The organism is Psychrobacter sp. FME6 (assembly GCF_014861365.1).
GTDB lineage: Bacteria > Pseudomonadota > Gammaproteobacteria > Pseudomonadales > Moraxellaceae > Psychrobacter.
Window position 1 is genome coordinate 13625 of the sequence record NZ_RRYW01000009.1, and the last position, 20148, is coordinate 33772.

The window sequence follows — 20148 nt, forward strand, 5'->3', positions numbered from 1 at the left end:
TTGCCCTATATTTTGTGCCGTATTTTTAGTAAAATCCTTCTTTACCAATTACCGACAGAGTACTATGACCAAGTTTATATTTGTGACCGGTGGGGTAGTGTCCTCACTAGGAAAAGGTATCACCGCCGCTTCTCTTGCTGCCGTCTTAGAAGCGCGTGGCGTAAACGTGACGATGACCAAAATGGATCCGTATATCAACGTCGATCCAGGGACGATGAGCCCGTTTCAACATGGCGAAGTATTCGTCACTGAAGATGGCGCAGAGACTGATTTAGATTTGGGCTACTATGAGCGTTTTTTACGCCATTCAAAGATGAGTAAGAGCAATAACTTTACCAGTGGCCGTATTTATCAGAACGTCCTGAATAAAGAGCGTCGCGGCGAATATCTTGGTGGTACGGTGCAGGTGATTCCGCATATCACTGACGAAATCAAAAGCAAAATCATTGCTAGTGGCGAAGGCTACGATGTTGCCATCATCGAGATTGGTGGGACAGTGGGTGATATCGAGTCATTGCCGTTTATGGAAGCGGTGCGCCAAATGCAAGTAGAGCTAGGCCGTAATCGCGCCATGCTGATGCATTTAACACTGGTGCCTTATATTGCCAGCGCGGGTGAAACTAAGACCAAGCCTACCCAGCATTCGGTAAAAGAGCTACGTTCTATTGGTTTACAGCCAGATATTTTAATTTGCCGCTCTGATCATCACATCTCTCAAGACAACCGCCGTAAGATTGCGCTATTCACCAATGTCGAAGAGCGTGCGGTCATCATGTGTGAAGATGCGCAAAGTATCTATCAAATACCGCGTACCTTACATGAGCAAGATTTAGATGACTTAATCTGTGAGCGTTTTGGTCTTGATTTGCCAGAAGCGGATTTAAGCGATTGGGATAAAGTAGTCGAAGCGCAGCTAAACCCTGAAGCGACGGTGACAGTGGCGATGGTTGGCAAATACGTCGAGCTACCTGATGCCTATAAGTCTATCAACGAAGCATTGCTACACGCAGGTATCACTCATAAAGCGGATGTAAAAATTGATTATATCGATGCCGAGCTATTAGAGAGCGACGATAAGTTATTTGCCCGCCTGAGCGACGCCGATGCTATTTTGGTACCCGGTGGTTTCGGTGAACGTGGCACGATGGGCAAAATGAAAGCCATTACCTATGCACGCGAAAACAAGGTGCCGTATCTAGGTATTTGCTTAGGTATGCAGTTGGCAGTCATTGAATACGCGCGTAACGTGCTGCATATCGATGCTAATTCTTCTGAGTTCCATCGTACGGCGGCTGAACCTATCATTGGCTTGATTACCGAATGGTTGGATGAGCGCGGCGAATTGCAGATTCGTAGTGACGATTCAGACCTTGGTGGCACCATGCGTTTAGGGGCCCAGCAAGCTGAATTGGTCGCTGGTAGTAAGCTTGCCCAAATCTATGGCGCAACCAATATTACTGAGCGTCATCGTCATCGTTATGAGATGAACAGTCGATATATCGAGCCATTAGAGCAAGCTGGTATGATGGTTTCAGGGTATTCTGCCAAGCAGCATTTGGTAGAGTCGGTTGAGATTGCCGATCATCCTTGGTTCATCGCCGTACAGTTCCATCCAGAATTTACCAGCTCACCACGCGGTGGTCATCCACTGTTTAATAGCTTGGTAAAAGCCGCAAGAACTTATAGCGATAATAAATAAGCGTTAAGCTTAATGACGAACAAAACTTCAAAAAAGACTAATCTGCGGATTGGTCTTTTTTTTGGCTTTTTTATGATGACGTTTTGATTGTTGTGCAGTTAATATTATCGATATAGTCGATCTACTATAAAAAATACAGTGCTACTGGGATAAGTTTTGCGCCGCCTTTGTCTGCGTAGGCACAGCAAGCAAGGAAAACTTATCCTAGGGCATGTCCTCAATCTGAACAAAATCAACTAAATGGGCTAAATCTTGCCAAACTGCGTCAAATAGCTGGCTAATATCTTGATATTATCTGTGCTATTTTCCTTGTTTGACAGCAATTTATCTCATTTTTATCACCATTTCAAAATGAGGATACGCCCTAGTAGCTCGCTATAATATTTGTACTTATTTTATTGAGGACTGACTATAGGGGCTAATTACGCCCAATTACGCTTGGACACTTTTTTTCATCGGGCTATCGGTTACAATATGGGATAGACGTATTTATAACAACTATTCATACCAATTATTTATAACAATAACGAGGGCCAGCACTTCATGGAAAATTTATTAACGGCACAATCACATATTGAGCTTAATACCCCTAATAACAACACCATCAACATCGGCAACGATCAGCCGTTTGTGTTATTCGGTGGTATGAACGTCTTAGAGTCAAAAGAGATGGCGTTTGAAATTGCTGAGCAATATGTCGATATTTGCCAAAGGTTGGGTATTGACTATGTGTTTAAAGCCAGTTTTGATAAGGCCAATCGCTCAAGCCTGCATTCGTATCGCGGCCCTGGATTAGAACAGGGTATCGATTGGCTTGGACAAATTAAAGAAAAGTTTAATGTGCCGATTATTACCGATGTGCATGAGCCGCATCAAGCGGCGCCAGTTGCTGAGGTTGCCGATATTATCCAGCTGCCTGCTTTTTTATCGCGTCAGACGGATTTAGTCCATGCGATGGCCAAGACAGATGCCATTATTAATATTAAAAAGGCGCAGTTTTTAGCGCCACATGAGATGCGCCATATCGTTAATAAATGCCTTGAAGCAGGTAACGACAAGCTTATTCTTTGTGAGCGCGGCAGTGCCTTTGGTTATAATAACTTAGTCGTCGATATGCTGGGTTTTGATACCATGAAGCAGATGGATATTCCGGTGTTTTTTGATGTGACCCATAGTTTGCAGCAACCGGGTGCACGTAGCGACAGTGCTGGTGGACGCCGTGAGCAAATCACCACTCTGGCACGCGCAGGTATGGCGACTGGATTGGCAGGGCTGTTTTTAGAGGCACACCCAAACCCAGAAACTGCTAAATGTGATGGGCCCTGTGCGCTGCGTATGAGCCAGTTAGAGCCATTTTTACGCCAACTGAAGCAGATAGATGATTTGGTCAAAGGTTTTGAGGTATTGGATACGCAGTAATAACGTCAATGATGAGAGGATAAGACCATGGCAATTAAAATTGCGCAAGTAAGTATCGAAAATATCGATGATACCGAGGGGTTAGAAAGCGTGATGACAGCGCTAAAGAATATCACAGGCGTCACTGAAATTGAGCTAGATACTGATAATAGTATTGCGTTCATACGTTATGATGATACGCAAACGACCATCCATGCTTTTGTGGCGGCCATTAGTACGGTCGATTATGTCACCCAACCGTTTCCTATCGATGCCCCGCAAAATCCACGGTATGATGATTAATGGCAATACTTTAACAAACCGTAATTTTATAAAAAACACTTAAATAAAAACTGCTTTAATAAAGTTACAACCAAACGGACTTGTTGTTGACCTTGATTCGGCTTATGCTAGTTTCATACTGTATTTATAAGTATAGTTAATTTACTTTAAAACCGATACGAGTGCTACTGGAGTAAATTTTTCGCAGCCTCTGTCACGCTTGCGAACAGCAAGCAAGAAAAATTGATAACAGTAGCACGTGGTTGCTAACCTGCCAACGTATCAATTTTATTTAGAACTGCCTATATGTGTATAAAGACAATTATAAAAGCAGTGTATTCACCAATAAAAATAAGGAGCCTACCATGGCAAACCAAACCCGTATTATTAAAATCGATGGCATGACTTGTGGTGGCTGTGTGGCAAGTGTCCATACTGCTACTAGCGAAATCGATGGGGTAGAGACTATCTCTGTTGATCTGGCTGATAATTTAGCGACAGTAACCTTCGATGACAGCAAAACCAGTATAGAGGCAATTGCTGCTGCTATCGATGAGGCAGGCTTTGATGCCACCGTTGCAAACGCTTAATTGCTAATTGGGGTAAACGAAAAACCAGCTGCTATAGCTGGTTTTTTAGTGGCTGCGCTAAAGTAATGCTAAACTATGCGCATTTAACATTCATTATCATTATGTTTTTTAGTATAATAATTAAACCCTCTGTTATTTTTATGCGTGCTTTTTATATTTTATCCTATTTTACAAACGCCATATCGAGTTCTATCTATGAATGATTCTCTCCGTACCGATGCTCATAATCAGCAGCAAAACGCCTACGATGTTGAGACTGATATCCAGTCCAATACGTCGCTTGCACCCAAGCGTGCGCATTTGCAACTGGCGATTGAGGGGATGACATGTCAGGCCTGTGCATCACGAATCGAAAAGGTATTGAATAAAAAGCCTGCGATCTATGAAGTCAGTGTGAACTTCGCTGGTGAGACTGCCAACGTGGATTATGATCCGACGCAGACCACGCCTGAACAAGTGACAGAGTGGGTAAATAAAACAGGCTTTATTGCCAATTTGCAAGCGGCTGATAGTTTGTTTGCACAGACGGATGAAGATACGGCCACTCAGTACCCATGGCGCTTGATTGGTTTGTGGGTCTGTTTAGTGCCGTTCTTGGTTGGTATGGCAGGCATGCTGGTTGGTCAGGGTATGGCGTGGATGCCACCGGTTTGGATACAGTTTGTCCTAGCGACGATTGTACAGTTTGGGCTGGCATTGCCGTTTTATAAAAGCGCTTGGGCGTCTATCAAAGGCGGTCTTGCCAATATGGATGTATTGGTGGTCATTGGTACGGTGACCATTTGGGCGTATTCAACATATCTATGGCTGACACATGGCGACGGCACTTTGAATAGTCTATTGCAAAGTGGTCATGCTGGTGGTCACGGTATAGATGGCAGTCCTGCGGTATATTTTGAAGCAGGGGTGATGGTCATCGCTTTTGTGCGAACGGGTAAGTATCTTGAAGAGCGCACCAAAAAACACAGTCTCAACAGTATCGATTTATTATTGTCACTGACGCCTGATGAAGTCGAACAACAGCAGCCAAATGGTGACTTCCATAATGTCGCTTTACAAGAGGTACAAGTCGGCGATATCTTGCGTGCTAAGCAAGGCAGCCGCGTGGCAACCGATGGGATAGTTATCGATGGCAGCGGCTGGTGTGTAGAAAGCCATTTAACCGGCGAGTCGGTACCGCTTAAAAAAGAGCAGGGTGATGGGATATTGGCAGGGGCGTTGGTAGAAAACGGTAGCTTGCTCTACCGCGTACGCGCCAAAGGCAGTGATACCAAGCTGGGTGATATGGTACAAGCACTTAGCGATGCCCAAGGCTCAAAAGCCAATCTGGCGCGTCTGGCAGATAGGGTCACCGCTATTTTTGTGCCAGTAGTGGTGACGATTGCCTTGGTCACTTTTGGGCTGACGTGGTGGTTGACCGGTATGGTTGATACAGCATTAATGCACGCAGTATCGGTACTGGTGATTGCCTGTCCGTGTGCGCTTGGCTTGGCCACACCAGCCGCTATCATGGCAGGTATGGGGGTTGCTGCGCGTCATGGTGTCTGGTTTAAAGACGCGCAAAGCCTTGAAGCTGCTGGTAGTATTGATACGGTCGTACTCGATAAAACTGGCACATTGACCATTGGTAAGCCGACCATCGTCGATCAGGTGATGGTCGATAAATCACTTGCTGTTGACGATGTATTACAAATTGCCGCCAGTGTCGAAGCGCATGCCAGCCATCCGCTCGCCACTGCGCTTATTAATGCTGCCACCGAGCGTCATTTGCCATTAATGAATGTGACTGATATCAGCGTTATCAAAGGCGCAGGTATTCAAGCAAACATCGAAGGGCTTGGACTGGTAAAAGTCGGCACCGCAGAGTTTGCTAATTTGACGCTGCCTAAGCTAATGCCCAAAGTATGGCAAATTGCCAGTACCGTTGCTATTAGCATTAATGACGAAGCTTTGGGTGCTTTCGCTTTAGCAGACGACTTAAAGGCAGATACCCCGCAAGCGATTACTGCGCTACAAGATGCTGGTATTAATGTCATTTTGATGAGTGGTGACAAACAATCAGTCGTTGACCATGTAGCAGGGCAGCTGGGTATCGCGCAAGCGTACGGTAAAATGAGCCCGCGTAATAAAGCCAGCCAAGTGGCTTTATTGCAAACGGCTGGTCATAAAGTGGCGATGGCAGGCGATGGTGTCAATGATGCGCCAGCGATGGCAACTGCAGATGCTAGCTTTGCGATGTTTGAAGGTACCGATGTCGCCCAGCACAGTGCGTCTGCACGCTTGATGGGTGAGTCATTGATGCATATTGATGCGGCGCAGAAAATCGCTAATGCGACGGTGCGTAATATTAAGCAAAACTTATTTTTTGCCTTTATCTATAATTGTTTAGGTATTCCGCTGGCAGCTTTTGGTTTCTTGAATCCTATGATTGCTGCCGCTGCTATGGCGCTTAGTTCTATTTCGGTATTAATGAATGCGTTACGCTTAACCCGATTTAAAACAAAGGTAGAGCTTGATAATACAGTATCGAACTCTAGGGCGTGTCCTCAAACTAAACAATAATACCTAAATGGGCTAAAAATGGCTAAATTTTGCCAAACATCGTCAAATAGTTGGCTAATATCCCGATATTATCTGCACTATTTTCCTTGTTTAACGGCAATTTAACTCATTTTTATCACCATTTTTAAAATGAGGACACGCCCTAGTAATAAAAGGCAACCACTCACAAAATCATAGGATTACTATCACTTTTGATATCATAGGCAATGAGACAGATAAATAATTATCAATATTGCTAACAGTGCATGGTTTTATGGCGGTAAGTTGCTGTAAGGTAAGGGCAGTTTGGCAAAATTTATGCTATGATGCCAAGCACTGTAGCCAACAGTTAAGGTACTAAAAAAACCTTTAATAATGCTTAAAAATAGCCGATTATATAAATAAATAAGGCTGTTTTTGGCGCATTGCTATACGATATTTTGTTTTATCTTTTTATATTCTAGTTGCCGTTATTTATCCCATAAACTTGGCATGACCAAAGGAATTAACAGACATTATGTACGCTGAAGAAACCAACAACGTCACCGCAATTAAAGACATTCGCGCTCGTGAGATTTTAGACTCGCGCGGTAACCCAACGATTGAAGCCGATGTTATCTTAGCTGATGGCACTATCGGACGCGCTGCAGTACCCAGTGGCGCATCAACCGGTTCACGCGAAGCCGTTGAGATACGTGATGGTGACCAAGATCGCTATATGGGCAAAGGCGTCAGAAAAGCAGTTGCCAATGTCAATAGCCAAATCCGTAGCGCTTTAATGGATAAAGATGTTAGTGAGCAGCAGAACATCGATGACACTATGATTGCGCTCGATGGTACGGACAACAAAGATAACCTTGGTGCTAATGCCATACTTGCGGTCTCACTTGCTGCCGCAAAAGCTGCTGCACAATCACAAAGCTTACCACTGCATCAATATATTGCTAATCTGCGTAACCAGACATCATTGACCATGCCTGTACCGATGATGAACATCTTAAACGGTGGCGAGCATGCAGATAACACCGTTGATATCCAAGAGTTTATGATTGAGCCGGTTGGTTTTACCAGCTTCTCAGAAGCGTTGCGTGCTGGTACTGAGATTTTTCATAGCTTAAAGTCAGTATTAAAATCTCAAGGTTTAAGCACCTCAGTCGGTGACGAAGGTGGTTTTGCACCAAACTTGCGTAGCAACGAAGAAGCTATCACCGTTATCATGCAAGCGATTGAGCAAGTCGGTTATAAAGCAGGCGAAGACATTCATCTCGCCTTAGATTGCGCTGCTACCGAGTTTTACAAAGATGGTAAATATATCTTGGCAGGTGAAGGTAATAAAGCCTTTGATAGCCAAGGATTCTCAGACTATCTAGTCGGATTGGCACGCCAATATCCTATTATCTCTATCGAAGACGGTCTTGATGAATCAGATTGGGATGGCTGGAAATATTTAACTGAGCAAATCGGTGATAAAGTCCAATTGGTTGGTGATGATTTGTTTGTAACCAATCCTGCTATCTTGCAAGAAGGTATTGATAAGCATATTGCCAATGCTATTTTGATTAAGTTTAATCAAATCGGCACATTGTCTGAAACGCTAGATGCGATTTATCTGGCGAAGAAAAATGGCTATGCAACCATTATCTCGCATCGCTCAGGCGAAACCGAAGACAGCACCATTGCTGATTTAGCCGTGGGTACAGCGGCTGGTCAAATCAAAACTGGCTCGCTATGCCGTTCAGACCGTGTCGCAAAATACAATCAGCTACTACGTATCGAGCAGCAAGTACGTGCCAGCTATCGTGGCCGTGAAGAGTTTATCGGTCTACGTGGTTAATAATCTGGGCTGATAACCAATGCTAGGCGATAGGTGGTTTTAAGTATCGTCTAGCAATATTTATTGGTTTTATTCCATTCTTTCTATATCGTTTGGCGCTATCCTTTTATGAAATACTTTAGCCAATTTATACTTCTTGCTTTAGCCGTTGCGGTACTTTTAGGACTGCAATACCAGTATTGGCTGGGTGAAAATGGTCGGTTTGAACATAGTAAACTGATGACTGAGGTCGAAGAGCAACAGCGCTTAAATGACAATCAAGTCTCGGCAAATAAATTATTACGTACGGACGTAAATGATTTAAAAACGGGTCTTGAGGCCGTAGAAGAACATGCGCGTTTAGATTTAGGTCTAATTAAGCCAAATGAGACTTTTGTACAAGTATCAACGGCACCGACGACACATAGTCGCTATTAATTTTTATTAGCATCAGCGTTTATGATTAATCGTTTTGTCTGTCTTTTGAATGTCATATTTCTATCAAAATTTACTTCCTTCTTATCTTATCAGCATACAGTGGATCCATAATATAGTGGAGTCGCTTTAAAAACGATACCGTGCTACAGCTATAATTTTTCTTGCTTGCTGTTCGCAGGCGTGACAGATTCTGCGAAAAATTTATAGCCGTAGCACGTCATTACCATCGTATCGCTTTTATTTCAAACTGACTATACTATCCTACGAACACTGCCTTAAGAGCATTATTCTATGCACAGCACCCCTAATATATATGGCATGATTGTCGCTGCTGGCCGCGGTAGTCGCTTTGGCGCGTCTATTGCCAAGCAATACACCAAGATTGGAGAGCAGACATTGCTACAGCACAGCGTGGCGCGGCTCGCTGCTAGTGCTTATATTGATAAATGTCTATTGGTGGTAGCAGCAGATGACAGTACTGCACAGACATTGAATTTTGCGCTGCCTATCTATTATGCTATGGGCGGTGCTGAACGCTGGCAGTCTGTACAGGCAGGGGTAGAGGCGATTAGCAATGTAGATGCTGATGATGCAGATTTAGTCTTGATACATGACGCCGCCCGTCCTGCTGTGCCTAGCCATGATATTGATGCAGTCATTCAAGCCGCCATGTTAGAGCCTTACGGCGCTATATTAGCGACCCCAGTTGCTGATACTCTAAAGCAGTCTTATAAACACTCTAAAGCGCCATACGAGCGTCTGAATGACTCTTTAAGCGTCGATGAGGACATTTCCAACGCTTATATCGAACAAACGATTGAGCGCAATAATATATGGCAAGCTCAAACGCCGCAAGTATTTCGACTTGGTCAATTGAGGCAAGTGTTAGAGTATGTCGCTGCGCATAATCTTGCTATTACTGATGAAGCCAGTGCTTTTGAACACTTAGAGTTGCCCGTTCGTCTAGTGACTGGCAGTCGCCAAAACATTAAGCTCACCTATCCTGATGATGCCATACTGCTCACCGCCATTCTTGCTGCACAATCGTAATCTTACTGACTATAGCGAATAACCTCCCACCAGATTGATGCTTATCCAAATTCTCATAAGTTTGTATTCTTTCATTGCGATCTCCGGTCAGCGATTTATTGTGTAATTCGCATCTGAACATATTTTGAATTTTAGAGTTCAATGTTTCTAATATTATCGTTCAGCATTCGTAAGTCATTATTTAATATAAACATATATTGCTTTGATGACCAAACTAGCCTATGATGTAACCAACTTAATACAATTAATATAAAAATTTACAAAATCAATAATATAACAAGCCGCTATGTTGTTTTTAAACGTCTTGTTTCTATGTTTTTCTAAAATGAGTATGGTTGTCTTAGCAATATTTACCTAATAATAGGGAGAAGCTGATTGTCCATAATTAATGATTCGACGAGTCCAGTAACGACGGGTCTTTGCCAGCTTGTATACATAAGTCGGATTACTTCGGCGGGCCTTGCAAGCCCTAGTACGCTCAATGATATCTCAGAGGTTGCTATCGAGCATAACCAAGCGGATAACATTACTGGTATTCTGTGCTATGGCAATGGTTATTTTTTACAATGTGTAGAGGGCTCAGAGCAGGCTCTAACCAATCTAAAAAATCGCTTATTATTAGATGATCGACATAAAGAGTTAGACATTCTAGATTTTTCGGAAATTACTGCACGTCGTTTTACAAGTTGGTCACTGCGTTCTATTGCGCTTGAGCGTTGGATGATTAAAGAGCCTGGTCTGAAAAAACTCATGCCATTTAAACCTTACAACTGGGCTTCTAATGACTGGCGACAATTTTTGGATATTATCCAAGAGTATTATGAAGAACAAGCAAGAACAGGCAGTATTGACACGCCACCTATCAAATATAATACCTTGGGTTTGACGTTAGGAAAAGTAGTGGGGCAGCACCAAGCTTTTTTCTTAATTCAGACTGTACTAGGTGGGTTAATTGTCCTAGCCTTAATTTGGCTGATGCTTGCAGATAAAATTTGGTAGAAGCTCTATTGAAGTAAAGACCAAACGAAAAAGGCCAGCATTTATTGCTGGCTTTTTTGTTAGCTGTTAAAGGGATAGTTATAGACATAAAAAAGCCCCATCACAATATATTGTGATGGGGCTTTTGGTGGTGCGCTTATTAGTCTTATCGAGTGCTTTGCAGCAATCTTGCTAATAAGAGACGCCAAGTAGTGGCGTCCCCAGGGGGGTTCGAACCCCCGTTACCGCCGTGAAAGGGCGGTGTCCTAGGCCTCTAGACGATGGGGACTAGTAACAACACTTCAACTGCTTTCACCATTTATGTCGAAGTGGTGCGTATTCTAATAGCGTCTGCGTTTTCTGTCAAGCCTTTTTCTTCGTCTTTTTACAATTAAGTATCTTTTTTTGAGTGCGCGTCGCGGATGCAGGTCTTTACGCTTTAGATGATGTCGAATCCATAAGGTGGTACAGCCGCTAATAGTTAACGCTAACAACATATAACCGATGATGGCTCCCCATAACTTAAGCTGTGGATCCATAATAAAGTCCCTCCTATTAAGCTTGATAATGATTGCTATCAAGTCAGTGTGAGCAACTTAGACCATCTATGGGATATAACCGTATCGTTTGAGCGTCGAATGTTATAAGCACTTTATTGGCTTATTTTATACAAAAATATGACATAGAAAACTATGTGAAATAGTGAAGCTAAGGTCTATTTTTTTATCATGATATCAATCATATCCCTATTGACTGTAAATCAAGATGTTAAAGTCATCAAGTATTACAAATAGCACTATTGTTCACGCTTATCAATATAGGATATGTGATAAAGAGATTATTACTTATCGTTGGTAGCAGACTCAGGCTCTGCAGTTTCCGGCTCGCTATGCATCGCATTAGCCAACATAGGGTAATTATTTAAGATATGACAAAATAGCTCAGCGGTCTTTTGGGTGTCATATAGCGCTGAGTGAGCATTATTGCCATCGAAATCCAGCCCTGCAGCCTTACAAGCACGTGCAAGCACCGTTTGACCAAAAGCAAGTGCCGATAAAGTCACGGTATCAAAAACTGAAAAATTATGAAAAGGGTTGTGGTTTTTGCTGTTGCTACGTAGCACTGCGGCATTTAAAAATGCTAGATCAAAGTGGGCGTTGTGTCCGATTAAGACGCATTGACGGCAGTCTTCAGCGCGGCGTACTTCTTTTAAACCTTTAAAGATACGGCGTAGCGCGGTTTTTTCATCTTCGGCAATGGCTTTACGCATTGGGTTGTTAGGATCAATACCAGTAAAGGCGAGGGCGCTTGGTTCAAGGTTGGCGCCTTCAAAAGGCTCGATATGAGCATTTAATGCTTCACCTGGATAAAACACGCCATGCTCATCAAGTAACACAGGAATACAAGCGATTTCTAATAACGCATCGGTTTGGGCGTTAAAGCCTGCGGTTTCGACATCAACGACGACAGGCAAAAACTTACGGAAACGGTCCTTTAACTTCATCGGGGTTTGTTCGTCTGTTCCAGCGTCTGTAATATTGTTTGGAGCACTATCGAGGGTGTTATCTACATTATTAGCTAGAGTATCTTTAGGCAAGGCGGCATCGTTTTGAGTGGTCATATCAGGTTAAATCGCTTTTATCAGTCGTGCTAGGATATTAAATTTGAAAAGAAGCAGCCTATGATAACCGTCATACCTAATACCGCTTGGCATAAAGATGTAAAATTATCATAGGGTAAATATAGAGAGCTTTATTCTGGCAGTCAGGGTTACGCTTTAATTGACCAAGGTAATGTCTCACCAGCCATCAATGGGGTCAGGGTGCTACCATCAAAGTAAGGGTAAGATGCTGGCACTTGCATCGGGTTGTTGATGAGAGTCACTGTGTTGTCATTCACAGGTAGGCCATAGAATTGGGCACCAAATCGGCTGGTGAAGCCTTCTAATTTGTCGATTTTACCCACACTATCAAAAGCAGTGGCATATAGCGGCAGGGCAGTGGCGGAACTATAACAGCCTGCACAGCCACAAGCGGCTTCTTTTTTATCGGTTGCATGAGGCGCAGAGTCTGTCCCTAAAAAGAATTTTGGATTGCCGCTGGTGGCGACATCCAGTAATACTTTTTGATGGCTTTCACGCTTTAAAATAGGTAAGCAATAAAAATGCGGCTTTATACCACCGAGTAGCAGGTGATTGCGGTTAAACATCAAATGCTGCGGGGTAATAGTGGCGGCAACGTGATTGCCTTGCGACAATACAAAGTCTGCGGCATCACTGGTGGTGATATGCTCTACGACAATCTTTAGCGTCGGGAATTTGATGATAATCTGTGCCAACACTTCATCCAAAAAACGCTTTTCACGGTCAAAAATATCTACATGATCTTGAGTAACTTCGCCATGTATCAGTAGTGGCAAGCTGTACTTTTCTAATGCTTCAAAGACATCGACGCAAGCATTGATATCGGTGACACCATCAGCAGAGTTAGTGGTAGCTCCCGCAGGGTACAGCTTAACCGCTTGTACAATACCTGACTTTGCCGCCATTTCGATATCTTGCGCAGTGGTGTTATCCGTGAGGTATAAGGTCATACGCGGATCAAATGCTGATTTGCGCTCAGCAGTCAAATCACTGGACTGTAGATGTTCCATGATACGGGCACGGTAGGCGTGGGCATCATCGACATTTTTGACAGGTGGCACCAAGTTTGGCATACAGATGACACGGTTAAAGCTGTGAGCGGCATGGGGCACAGTGGTTGCTAACGCTTTATCGTCACGCAAATGAATATGCCAATCATCTGGCTGAAGGATGGTCAACTCTCTAATCGAAACAGTCATAATATCGTCGCGCTCTATATGGTCATATATGGGGATAAGGGGAAAGGGTGTTGTGTCGTTATCATAACAGATTTGCCTACTTGACTAAATATGCGGCTAACTATCTATACATAATTCATTGATTGTTTTTGAATAAAAGGTAAATAAGAAGTATCTGAACGTGGATAATTCAAAACTAGCAGCTACCAATGTAAAGCAAAAGCTCATGCCTGAGGGCAGTTGCACTTTTGCCTATGATAAATATGATGTACACTGAGTAGGTAATTTATCTTTTGATTTAATCTTAGCGCTTTTACCAACATCAAATTCTCATAATAGGAGTTATTCATGGCTCAACTTGATCCAAAAAATATTAATAAAATCGTACTGGCATATTCAGGTGGCCTTGATACCTCAATTATCGCTAGATGGCTTAAAGAGACTTATGATGCAGAAGTGATTACCTTTACTGCTGATATCGGTCAGGGCGAGGAAGTTGAGCCAGCACGTGCTAAAGCAGAAGCGATGGGTATCAAAAATATCTATATCGAAGACTTACGCGAAGAGTTTGCCCGAGACTATGTATTCCCAATGTTCCGTGCCAATGCCATCTATGAAGGTGAGTATTTGCTCGGTACGTCTATCGCCCGTCCTCTAATTGCCAAGCGTTTGGTTGAGATTGCCAAAGAACACAACGCTGATGCGATTAGCCATGGTGCAACGGGTAAAGGTAATGACCAAGTACGCTTTGAGCTTGGTGCGGTTGCGTTATCTCCTGATGTGGTTACGATTGCGCCTTGGCGTGAGTGGGACTTATCTAGCCGCGAGAGCTTGATGCAATATGCTGAAGAGCACGACATTGCCATTGATTATGCGGGTAATAAGAAAAAGTCTCCTTATTCTATGGATGCCAACTTACTGCATATCTCTTATGAAGGCGGCATCCTAGAAGATCCGTATGCTGAAGCAGAAGAAGATATGTGGCGCTGGTCAGTTAGCCCAGAAGAAGCACCAGATAAAGCCCAATACTTAGAATTAGAGTATGAAAAAGGGGATATCGTTGCTATCGATGGCGAGAAGCTCAAGCCTTATGAAATTATGATTAAGCTTAATAAAATCGGTGGCGATCATGGTATCGGTCGTTTGGATATCGTCGAAAACCGTTACGTCGGTATGAAGTCACGCGGTTGCTACGAGACGCCAGCCGGTACGATTATGCTAAAAGCGCATCGTGGTATCGAATCATTGACGCTAGATCGTGAAGCGGCACATCTAAAAGATGAGCTAATGCCGCGCTACGCTAAGATTATCTATAACGGCTATTGGTTCAGCCCTGAGCGCCTTATGCTACAGGAGTTAATCGACAAATCACAAGAATACGTCAACGGTACGGTTCGTGTGAAGCTGTATAAAGGTAGCGTAAGTGTGGTCGGACGCAAGTCAGATGACTCATTATTTGATGAAAAAATCGCCACCTTTGAAGACGATGCGGGTGCTTATGATCAAAAAGATGCAGAAGGTTTCATCCGTTTAAATGGTTTACGTTTGGCGATTGAAGCCAGCCGTGGTCGCGATTTATCAAAGTAATACCAAACCCAAAAAGTAAGATTAGCTGTGTCAAACTCGTTTAGTGTAAAAGTGCGTAGTACTTTCACTTATTTTCCTTGGCACTCTAATTTTTGTGAATGGTATAAATTGTTTGGTTTTAAAATGATTCGTTAATGATTAATAAAAAGAGGCGCTATATAATAGCGCCTCTTTTTTTATGGCTGCTTTTGTCTACTCGGTGGTTACTGTCTCCGCATCATCAGGTTCATCTTCGTCCATCATGACAATCGCTACATCTTGTTGCTGGCGTTCCTTGCGGCGATCTTGTTCTAATACTTCTTCGGTGGCAAGGATGACGCCATCAGATTTTTGCGCCTGATATTTTAGGGTCGCTAGGCCCCCAAGCACACCGATAACGACAATAATAATTAAGATAACGGGGTTTTTCCACAGTGGCGCTGACTTCTCATACTCAATCGGCTTTTCGCTGACTGTGGTTGGGGTAGTGTCGCTATTACCACCGACCAGTCCCAAGCTTACCAAAGGAGGTTTTGGCGGGGTGGTAGGTTCAGAGGTGACGCGTAAACGATTTCGACTGAGGTAGATGTCAGATATTTTTGCCAGCTGCAATAACCAGCGTTGATGTGGTAAGGCGATAGCGTGCATGTCTGTGAACACCAACATGTCATTGTGGCGGCCCTGTTGCAAGTTATCTGGTGAGCGACCAATGGCTTTTAAGTAATTGCCTGTGGCCAGTTGCATATCTTGTACGGGCTCATGTTTTTCAGGTTTGAATGTCGTCAGCTCGTACCAGTAAGGGTCGAAAGGCGGTGGATTGTCTGATAGCGGCTCAGGATTTGATATATGGTTTTGCGTACTATCTTCTGACTTTTCTGCTAACGGATTCTCTGCTGGCGCATTTTCTGATGATGCATTGATTGCTACAATAGAATTTTTATCATCGTTAGTCTTTTCCAGTTCGACAGAGGCTGCTTTTGGCTCATGTGCTGCAAAGCGAGCTGGAGATAAAAATTGTGGCTGTAAGGCAAACCATTTGTTAATCTCATCATTATCCAGTTGACTATATTCTGTCAGGATAGCCAGCTCACGTAGAGCAATCACGCATAAAGACGTGAGTAAAATTTGGACTTGTTGCGACGTTGCGTCAATTTGTGCAGCAATATGCTCGCTCGCTTTAACCACCCGCGCATTGTCATTGAATATAGCGTCCGCAGTATCATGACGATGATAGAATGTGGCATTGAGCGTCACAAAATTCATCGAGTTATACTGTCGTAGCTCCTTAACTGCACTACGTCCAAACAGTTTTTTGCTCACTACCTGTCCTTGATGGCGCTGCTGATAACTAAGAAGGGCACTAACGATGGCCTGTAAACTGGCATCCATGGCCAAACGCGCTTGTGGTATTGAAAGTTTTGCAGCATCTGCCAATAGTGACACCATAGGTTTGGTATCTTGATATAGAAAATCATACATCGACACACGTGTCGGTGAAATAGTCGTCATAATCTGCTAGCATCAAAAAGTGTGCCCCTATATTACGGTGCCTAATGTCTTGATACAATCCTTTAATAATAGAAAATCTCACTAATTTTACTCATGACACTGTCAATAATGGCATAAATGAGTGAGTCGATTCAGTTTAAAACGAGACAGTTAAGAAAAGCTTATAGCAATAGCACATAGCTATAAACTTCTCTTTTTTATTTAGACCTGACTATAGTAGGAATATGTCCATGACAAATGATAAACAGTGTACTAAGCAATTGGTGGTCAATATTGCTCAGCAAACCTTGACGGTATACCAACGAAATAAAGAAGTTACTCAATACAAGGTATCGACCGCTAAAAATGGTATTGGTAGTCAGCAAGACAGTGGCTGTACACCTCTTGGTCAGCATGTTATTGCAGAAAAAATAGGCGGTAACGCAGCTATAAATGCGGTATTTATAGGAAGAGTGCTAACAGGCGAGTTATATGATGCTGAGCTTGGTAGATTGCACCCTGAGCGCGACTGGATATTGAGCCGTATTTTATGGTTGAGTGGACTTGAAGCAGGGGTGAATAAAGGCCGTAATAGCCAAGGTGGCTGCGATACTCATCAGCGTTATATCTATATTCATGGGACGCCAGACACCGAACCGATGGGTGTGCCTCTTTCGCACGGCTGTGTGCGTATGCGCAATAAAGACATCGTTGACTTGTTTGAGGAAGTTGATGAAGGCACGCCCGTATCTGTTATAAGTGGTGTTAATGGTATCACTGATACTATCGAATAGTAGCCAGCTGTGAAAAAGGAGGTGTCTAAAGGTTGATTGCTATTTTTGATATTATCAAAACTAAATTTACAAGACATACTTACAAGGTTATTTATAAAATAAAATTAACGATAACCAATGATCATTCAGTTCATTGCTACAATGGTCATTGAGATTAAGCGACCTCAAAAGACAGTTATAACTCTCAAAGCTATCAACCAAAGTTATAAACAAGATTATAAAAAATCTATAACGCTTTTTTTAAATATATTCATAATAATGATGAGGATAATAATAATGACTGAAGCCAGTCTAGTAAGCCTACAACAAGCTTTTGATGAACGCCGTACTATCTATGCCTTAGGTAATGATTTACCAGTAGACCCACGGGCGATTGTTAATATTGCTGAGCGTGTATTGCTACATACGCCGTCTGCTTTTAACTCGCAGTCTTCGCGGTTGATCGTGTTATTTGGTGAGCAGCATAAGCAGGTGTGGGATATTGCCGAAGATAAACTACGTATTGAGGTTGGCGATGGGGACTTTTCGGGTTCTAAGAAGAAAATGGACAGCTTTCGCGCGGCGGCAGGCACGGTGCTATTTTATGAAGATAAGGAAGTCACCAAGTCGTTGCAAGATAAGTTTGCGCTATATGCTGAAAAATTCCCTCTGTGGGCGCATCAGACCTCAGCGATGCACCAGTATGCCATGTGGACAGAATTGCGTACTTTAAACGTTGGTGCTAGCCTTCAGCACTACAACCCACTGATTGATGACGATGCCGCAGCGGCATTTTCGGTCCCTGAAAACTGGGAGTTAATCGCTCAGATGCCATTTGGTAATATCGTTGAACCTGCTGGTGAGAAAACGTATCAGCCACTTAATGAGCGTATGCAAGTATTTGGTTTAGAGGATTAATAGCAAAAAGACAGTCCTAATAAAGACAGTCCTAATAAAGACAGCCCTAATAAAGTGAGCTGTCTTTTTTAAGCTTTTATTAGAGGCTGTTTAACGGCTCCTATTTAGGCAGGTATTTATTTATCAAAAAACGAACTGTCCTGCACTTTAGCCAAGTATTTTTTGGTGCGCTTATCCTCTTTTTTTCGCATGGCAGCGAACCAACCAGCCCCGTATAGCGCATTGCTATCTACTGCTGATTTCAGCTGATAACATTGCTGATACTGCATATGATCACGATATTGTCCCAGTGTTTTATCTGCTTTTTTCAAATCTTTTAGCCAGCGCTCACCCTTCTTTTTTGCCTCTTTTTTATTCAACAACGGTGTGACAAACTCACTGATATAGCGTAAGTCTTTGAGTTGACGACGCAATTTGTGCTGTGCTTGAAATTTATCATTAGCGATTAAGTCATCATTATTTTCCTCAATGCTTTCTGAGTCAATATTTTTTGAATCAGTGCTATCGAGTTCAGCGCTAGTCATCTCATCATATTCTCTATCAGCTTTTAAGAATTTCTTATATTGCTTGGCCAGTATTTTTGAGAGTTTATCGCTGGCAAGTGTGTCGGCTTGAGGCTCAAGCTTTGGGTCGCTCATGGTAAAGGCAATCAGCTCTAGTAAGGTTAGCTGAAAATCATTGGCACTAACTGCATCGATAGGCTTAACTTTTAAAGTTTCTATGTCTGCTGTCCAATCGACGTTTGGCGCGCCATTTTTCCGTAATTTCGGCTCAATATGATTGATTAGATAGGTGAGCTCACGGTAGTCACCAAGTAAGTTGGCGGTTTGCTTCAGTATAGGCTGCCAATCAGGATTGAGCTCATCAGAGAAGCTTGCAAATGCTTTTATTGCAGCGCGTAAGCGGTTAATACCGATACGCAATTGCAAAGTGTGCTCATTGTCTGTGCTACCAGCGACGATGGCACTACTGTTCGGTAGGATTTGTAATAGACAGTTATGTACGGCGGCGCGGGCAAAGGCTGGCATGCTGGATTTTTTATGGATATTTAGCTGCTCAAGGTCAGCACTTACTGCAGGGCTATAATGTTGTGCGTTGATTAATAAACCGCCACGTTCGGCTTTGGTCACGGTGGATAAGCATAGTTTATAGCGCTTACACCAAGTTTTGGCTGTTGCAAACAAGAAGTCTAAATCTCCTGATAGTAATTCAAATTCAATCTCTTGAATGGTGTCTCGCTGGGTATCATCGTTGCCATGGATGATATCGCCATAATCGTATGCCATCTCGATACGGTTATCTGTTTTTTCATTATCCTCATCTACCAGTACTCGCGTGGTGCGCTCGACATCAGTGACATAGAGACGGTTGAGTTTTTTGGCCAGTTTTTTGAGCTTAAAACCCTCGAGAGCAGGGGCAACAGAGGTGTCTTTATAAATCGTCAAATCAGGCATCAACTCGTTATGGTCGAGCATGGCTTGCACCAGCTCACTGTCCAATATGGCATTGTGCTCTAAACGTGCCGCAATCCCATCGCCACCCGCTTTGATGGTCTGTACCCAAGTATCTCCTTCTTTACGGATACGCAGGCCAATACCAGCCTGTGCAAGCTGCTGATCCGGTGTGTCGTAATAATGGGCTGCCAGTTGTGTTACTTGTGAAGATTTGACTTTTGCTTGACGCATGAGACCTTGTAACCGTGATTCTGGCACCAAAAACTTCAGCTCTATCTCTTGCATGATGGTTCCTTATTATTTTAATAAGTGTAACTGCTTAAATAACTACCATCGTATG

16 protein-coding genes and 1 tRNA gene are annotated in these 20148 nt (G+C 43.1%); 12 read left to right on the forward strand and 5 right to left on the reverse strand.

What is annotated here, in order from left to right; translation table 11 throughout:
• Positions 1-64 precede the first annotated feature (64 nt).
• From EI162_RS02410 to EI162_RS02450, 9 genes are all read left to right on the forward strand, one after another.
• Positions 65-1699: a CTP synthase gene (locus tag EI162_RS02410; RefSeq protein ID WP_192522840.1), complete on the forward strand. Its 1635-nt coding sequence runs from the start codon at positions 65-67 to the stop codon at positions 1697-1699.
• Between the two features lie 543 nt (positions 1700-2242).
• Positions 2243-3118, forward strand: coding sequence for a 3-deoxy-8-phosphooctulonate synthase (kdsA, locus tag EI162_RS02415; RefSeq protein ID WP_192522841.1), 876 nt, complete (start codon positions 2243-2245; stop codon positions 3116-3118).
• Positions 3119-3145: 27 nt separating this feature from the next.
• Complete coding sequence (locus EI162_RS02420; protein ID WP_192522842.1) at positions 3146-3400, forward strand: cation transporter; 255 nt, start codon at positions 3146-3148, stop codon at positions 3398-3400.
• Positions 3401-3744: 344 nt separating this feature from the next.
• A complete protein-coding gene (locus EI162_RS02425) occupies positions 3745-3969 on the forward strand; it encodes a heavy-metal-associated domain-containing protein (RefSeq protein ID WP_192522843.1) in 225 nt (74 codons plus the stop codon).
• Positions 3970-4164: 195 nt separating this feature from the next.
• Positions 4165-6531, forward strand: coding sequence for a heavy metal translocating P-type ATPase (locus EI162_RS02430; protein WP_192522844.1), 2367 nt, complete (start codon positions 4165-4167; stop codon positions 6529-6531).
• Between the two features lie 496 nt (positions 6532-7027).
• Positions 7028-8344, forward strand: coding sequence for a phosphopyruvate hydratase (gene eno / locus EI162_RS02435; RefSeq protein ID WP_192522845.1), 1317 nt, complete (start codon positions 7028-7030; stop codon positions 8342-8344).
• Positions 8345-8452: 108 nt separating this feature from the next.
• A complete protein-coding gene (locus EI162_RS02440) occupies positions 8453-8761 on the forward strand; it encodes an FtsB family cell division protein (RefSeq protein WP_192522846.1) in 309 nt (102 codons plus the stop codon).
• A gap of 291 nt (positions 8762-9052) precedes the next feature.
• Positions 9053-9811: a 2-C-methyl-D-erythritol 4-phosphate cytidylyltransferase gene (ispD, locus tag EI162_RS02445; RefSeq protein WP_192522847.1), complete on the forward strand. Its 759-nt coding sequence runs from the start codon at positions 9053-9055 to the stop codon at positions 9809-9811.
• Positions 9812-10186: 375 nt separating this feature from the next.
• Positions 10187-10810, forward strand: coding sequence for a BLUF domain-containing protein (locus EI162_RS02450; protein ID WP_192522848.1), 624 nt, complete (start codon positions 10187-10189; stop codon positions 10808-10810).
• A 192-nt stretch (positions 10811-11002) separates the two neighbouring features.
• On the opposite strand, the gene EI162_RS02455 is transcribed toward EI162_RS02450, so the two are convergent.
• The 3 genes from EI162_RS02455 to pyrC all read right to left on the reverse strand — a co-directional run bounded on the left by EI162_RS02455 (position 11003) and on the right by pyrC (position 13630).
• Positions 11003-11078, reverse strand: a tRNA-Glu gene (locus tag EI162_RS02455).
• 552 nt (positions 11079-11630) lie between these two features.
• Positions 11631-12293, reverse strand: coding sequence for a ribonuclease T (gene rnt / locus EI162_RS02460; protein WP_413038366.1), 663 nt, complete (start codon positions 12291-12293; stop codon positions 11631-11633).
• 266 nt (positions 12294-12559) lie between these two features.
• A complete protein-coding gene (pyrC, locus tag EI162_RS02465) occupies positions 12560-13630 on the reverse strand; it encodes a dihydroorotase (RefSeq protein WP_192522850.1) in 1071 nt (356 codons plus the stop codon).
• Between the two features lie 327 nt (positions 13631-13957).
• Between pyrC and EI162_RS02470 the strand changes: the two genes are divergently transcribed.
• Positions 13958-15196 carry an argininosuccinate synthase gene (locus EI162_RS02470; protein WP_192522851.1) on the forward strand — a complete coding sequence of 413 codons (1239 nt, stop codon included), beginning with the start codon at positions 13958-13960 and terminating at the stop codon, positions 15194-15196.
• A 192-nt stretch (positions 15197-15388) separates the two neighbouring features.
• Here the strand turns inward: EI162_RS02470 and EI162_RS02475 are convergent, their stop codons facing one another.
• On the reverse strand, positions 15389-16684 hold the full coding sequence (locus EI162_RS02475; RefSeq protein WP_192522852.1) for a hypothetical protein: 1296 nt from the start codon (positions 16682-16684) through the stop codon (positions 15389-15391).
• Positions 16685-16914: 230 nt separating this feature from the next.
• Between EI162_RS02475 and EI162_RS02480 the strand changes: the two genes are divergently transcribed.
• Positions 16915-17457, forward strand: coding sequence for a L,D-transpeptidase (locus tag EI162_RS02480; protein ID WP_192522853.1), 543 nt, complete (start codon positions 16915-16917; stop codon positions 17455-17457).
• A gap of 276 nt (positions 17458-17733) precedes the next feature.
• Positions 17734-18354 carry a nitroreductase family protein gene (locus EI162_RS02485; protein WP_192522854.1) on the forward strand — a complete coding sequence of 207 codons (621 nt, stop codon included), beginning with the start codon at positions 17734-17736 and terminating at the stop codon, positions 18352-18354.
• Positions 18355-18470: 116 nt separating this feature from the next.
• On the opposite strand, the gene EI162_RS02490 is transcribed toward EI162_RS02485, so the two are convergent.
• Positions 18471-20093: a CYTH and CHAD domain-containing protein gene (locus EI162_RS02490; RefSeq protein ID WP_192522855.1), complete on the reverse strand. Its 1623-nt coding sequence runs from the start codon at positions 20091-20093 to the stop codon at positions 18471-18473.
• Positions 20094-20148 lie beyond the last annotated feature (55 nt).

Coding starts and splice junctions, on each gene's coding strand:
- EI162_RS02410 (WP_192522840.1), top strand. CDS start 65: ATGACCAAGTTTATATTTGTGACCGGTGGGGTAGTGTCCTCACTAGGA.
- kdsA (WP_192522841.1), top strand. CDS start 2,243: ATGGAAAATTTATTAACGGCACAATCACATATTGAGCTTAATACCCCT.
- EI162_RS02420 (WP_192522842.1), top strand. CDS start 3,146: ATGGCAATTAAAATTGCGCAAGTAAGTATCGAAAATATCGATGATACC.
- EI162_RS02425 (WP_192522843.1), top strand. CDS start 3,745: ATGGCAAACCAAACCCGTATTATTAAAATCGATGGCATGACTTGTGGT.
- EI162_RS02430 (WP_192522844.1), top strand. CDS start 4,165: ATGAATGATTCTCTCCGTACCGATGCTCATAATCAGCAGCAAAACGCC.
- eno (WP_192522845.1), top strand. CDS start 7,028: ATGTACGCTGAAGAAACCAACAACGTCACCGCAATTAAAGACATTCGC.
- EI162_RS02440 (WP_192522846.1), top strand. CDS start 8,453: ATGAAATACTTTAGCCAATTTATACTTCTTGCTTTAGCCGTTGCGGTA.
- ispD (WP_192522847.1), top strand. CDS start 9,053: ATGCACAGCACCCCTAATATATATGGCATGATTGTCGCTGCTGGCCGC.
- rnt (WP_413038366.1), bottom strand. CDS start 12,293: ATGAAGTTAAAGGACCGTTTCCGTAAGTTTTTGCCTGTCGTCGTTGAT.
- pyrC (WP_192522850.1), bottom strand. CDS start 13,630: ATGACTGTTTCGATTAGAGAGTTGACCATCCTTCAGCCAGATGATTGG.
- EI162_RS02470 (WP_192522851.1), top strand. CDS start 13,958: ATGGCTCAACTTGATCCAAAAAATATTAATAAAATCGTACTGGCATAT.
- EI162_RS02475 (WP_192522852.1), bottom strand. CDS start 16,684: ATGACGACTATTTCACCGACACGTGTGTCGATGTATGATTTTCTATAT.
- EI162_RS02480 (WP_192522853.1), top strand. CDS start 16,915: ATGACAAATGATAAACAGTGTACTAAGCAATTGGTGGTCAATATTGCT.
- EI162_RS02485 (WP_192522854.1), top strand. CDS start 17,734: ATGACTGAAGCCAGTCTAGTAAGCCTACAACAAGCTTTTGATGAACGC.
- EI162_RS02490 (WP_192522855.1), bottom strand. CDS start 20,093: ATGCAAGAGATAGAGCTGAAGTTTTTGGTGCCAGAATCACGGTTACAA.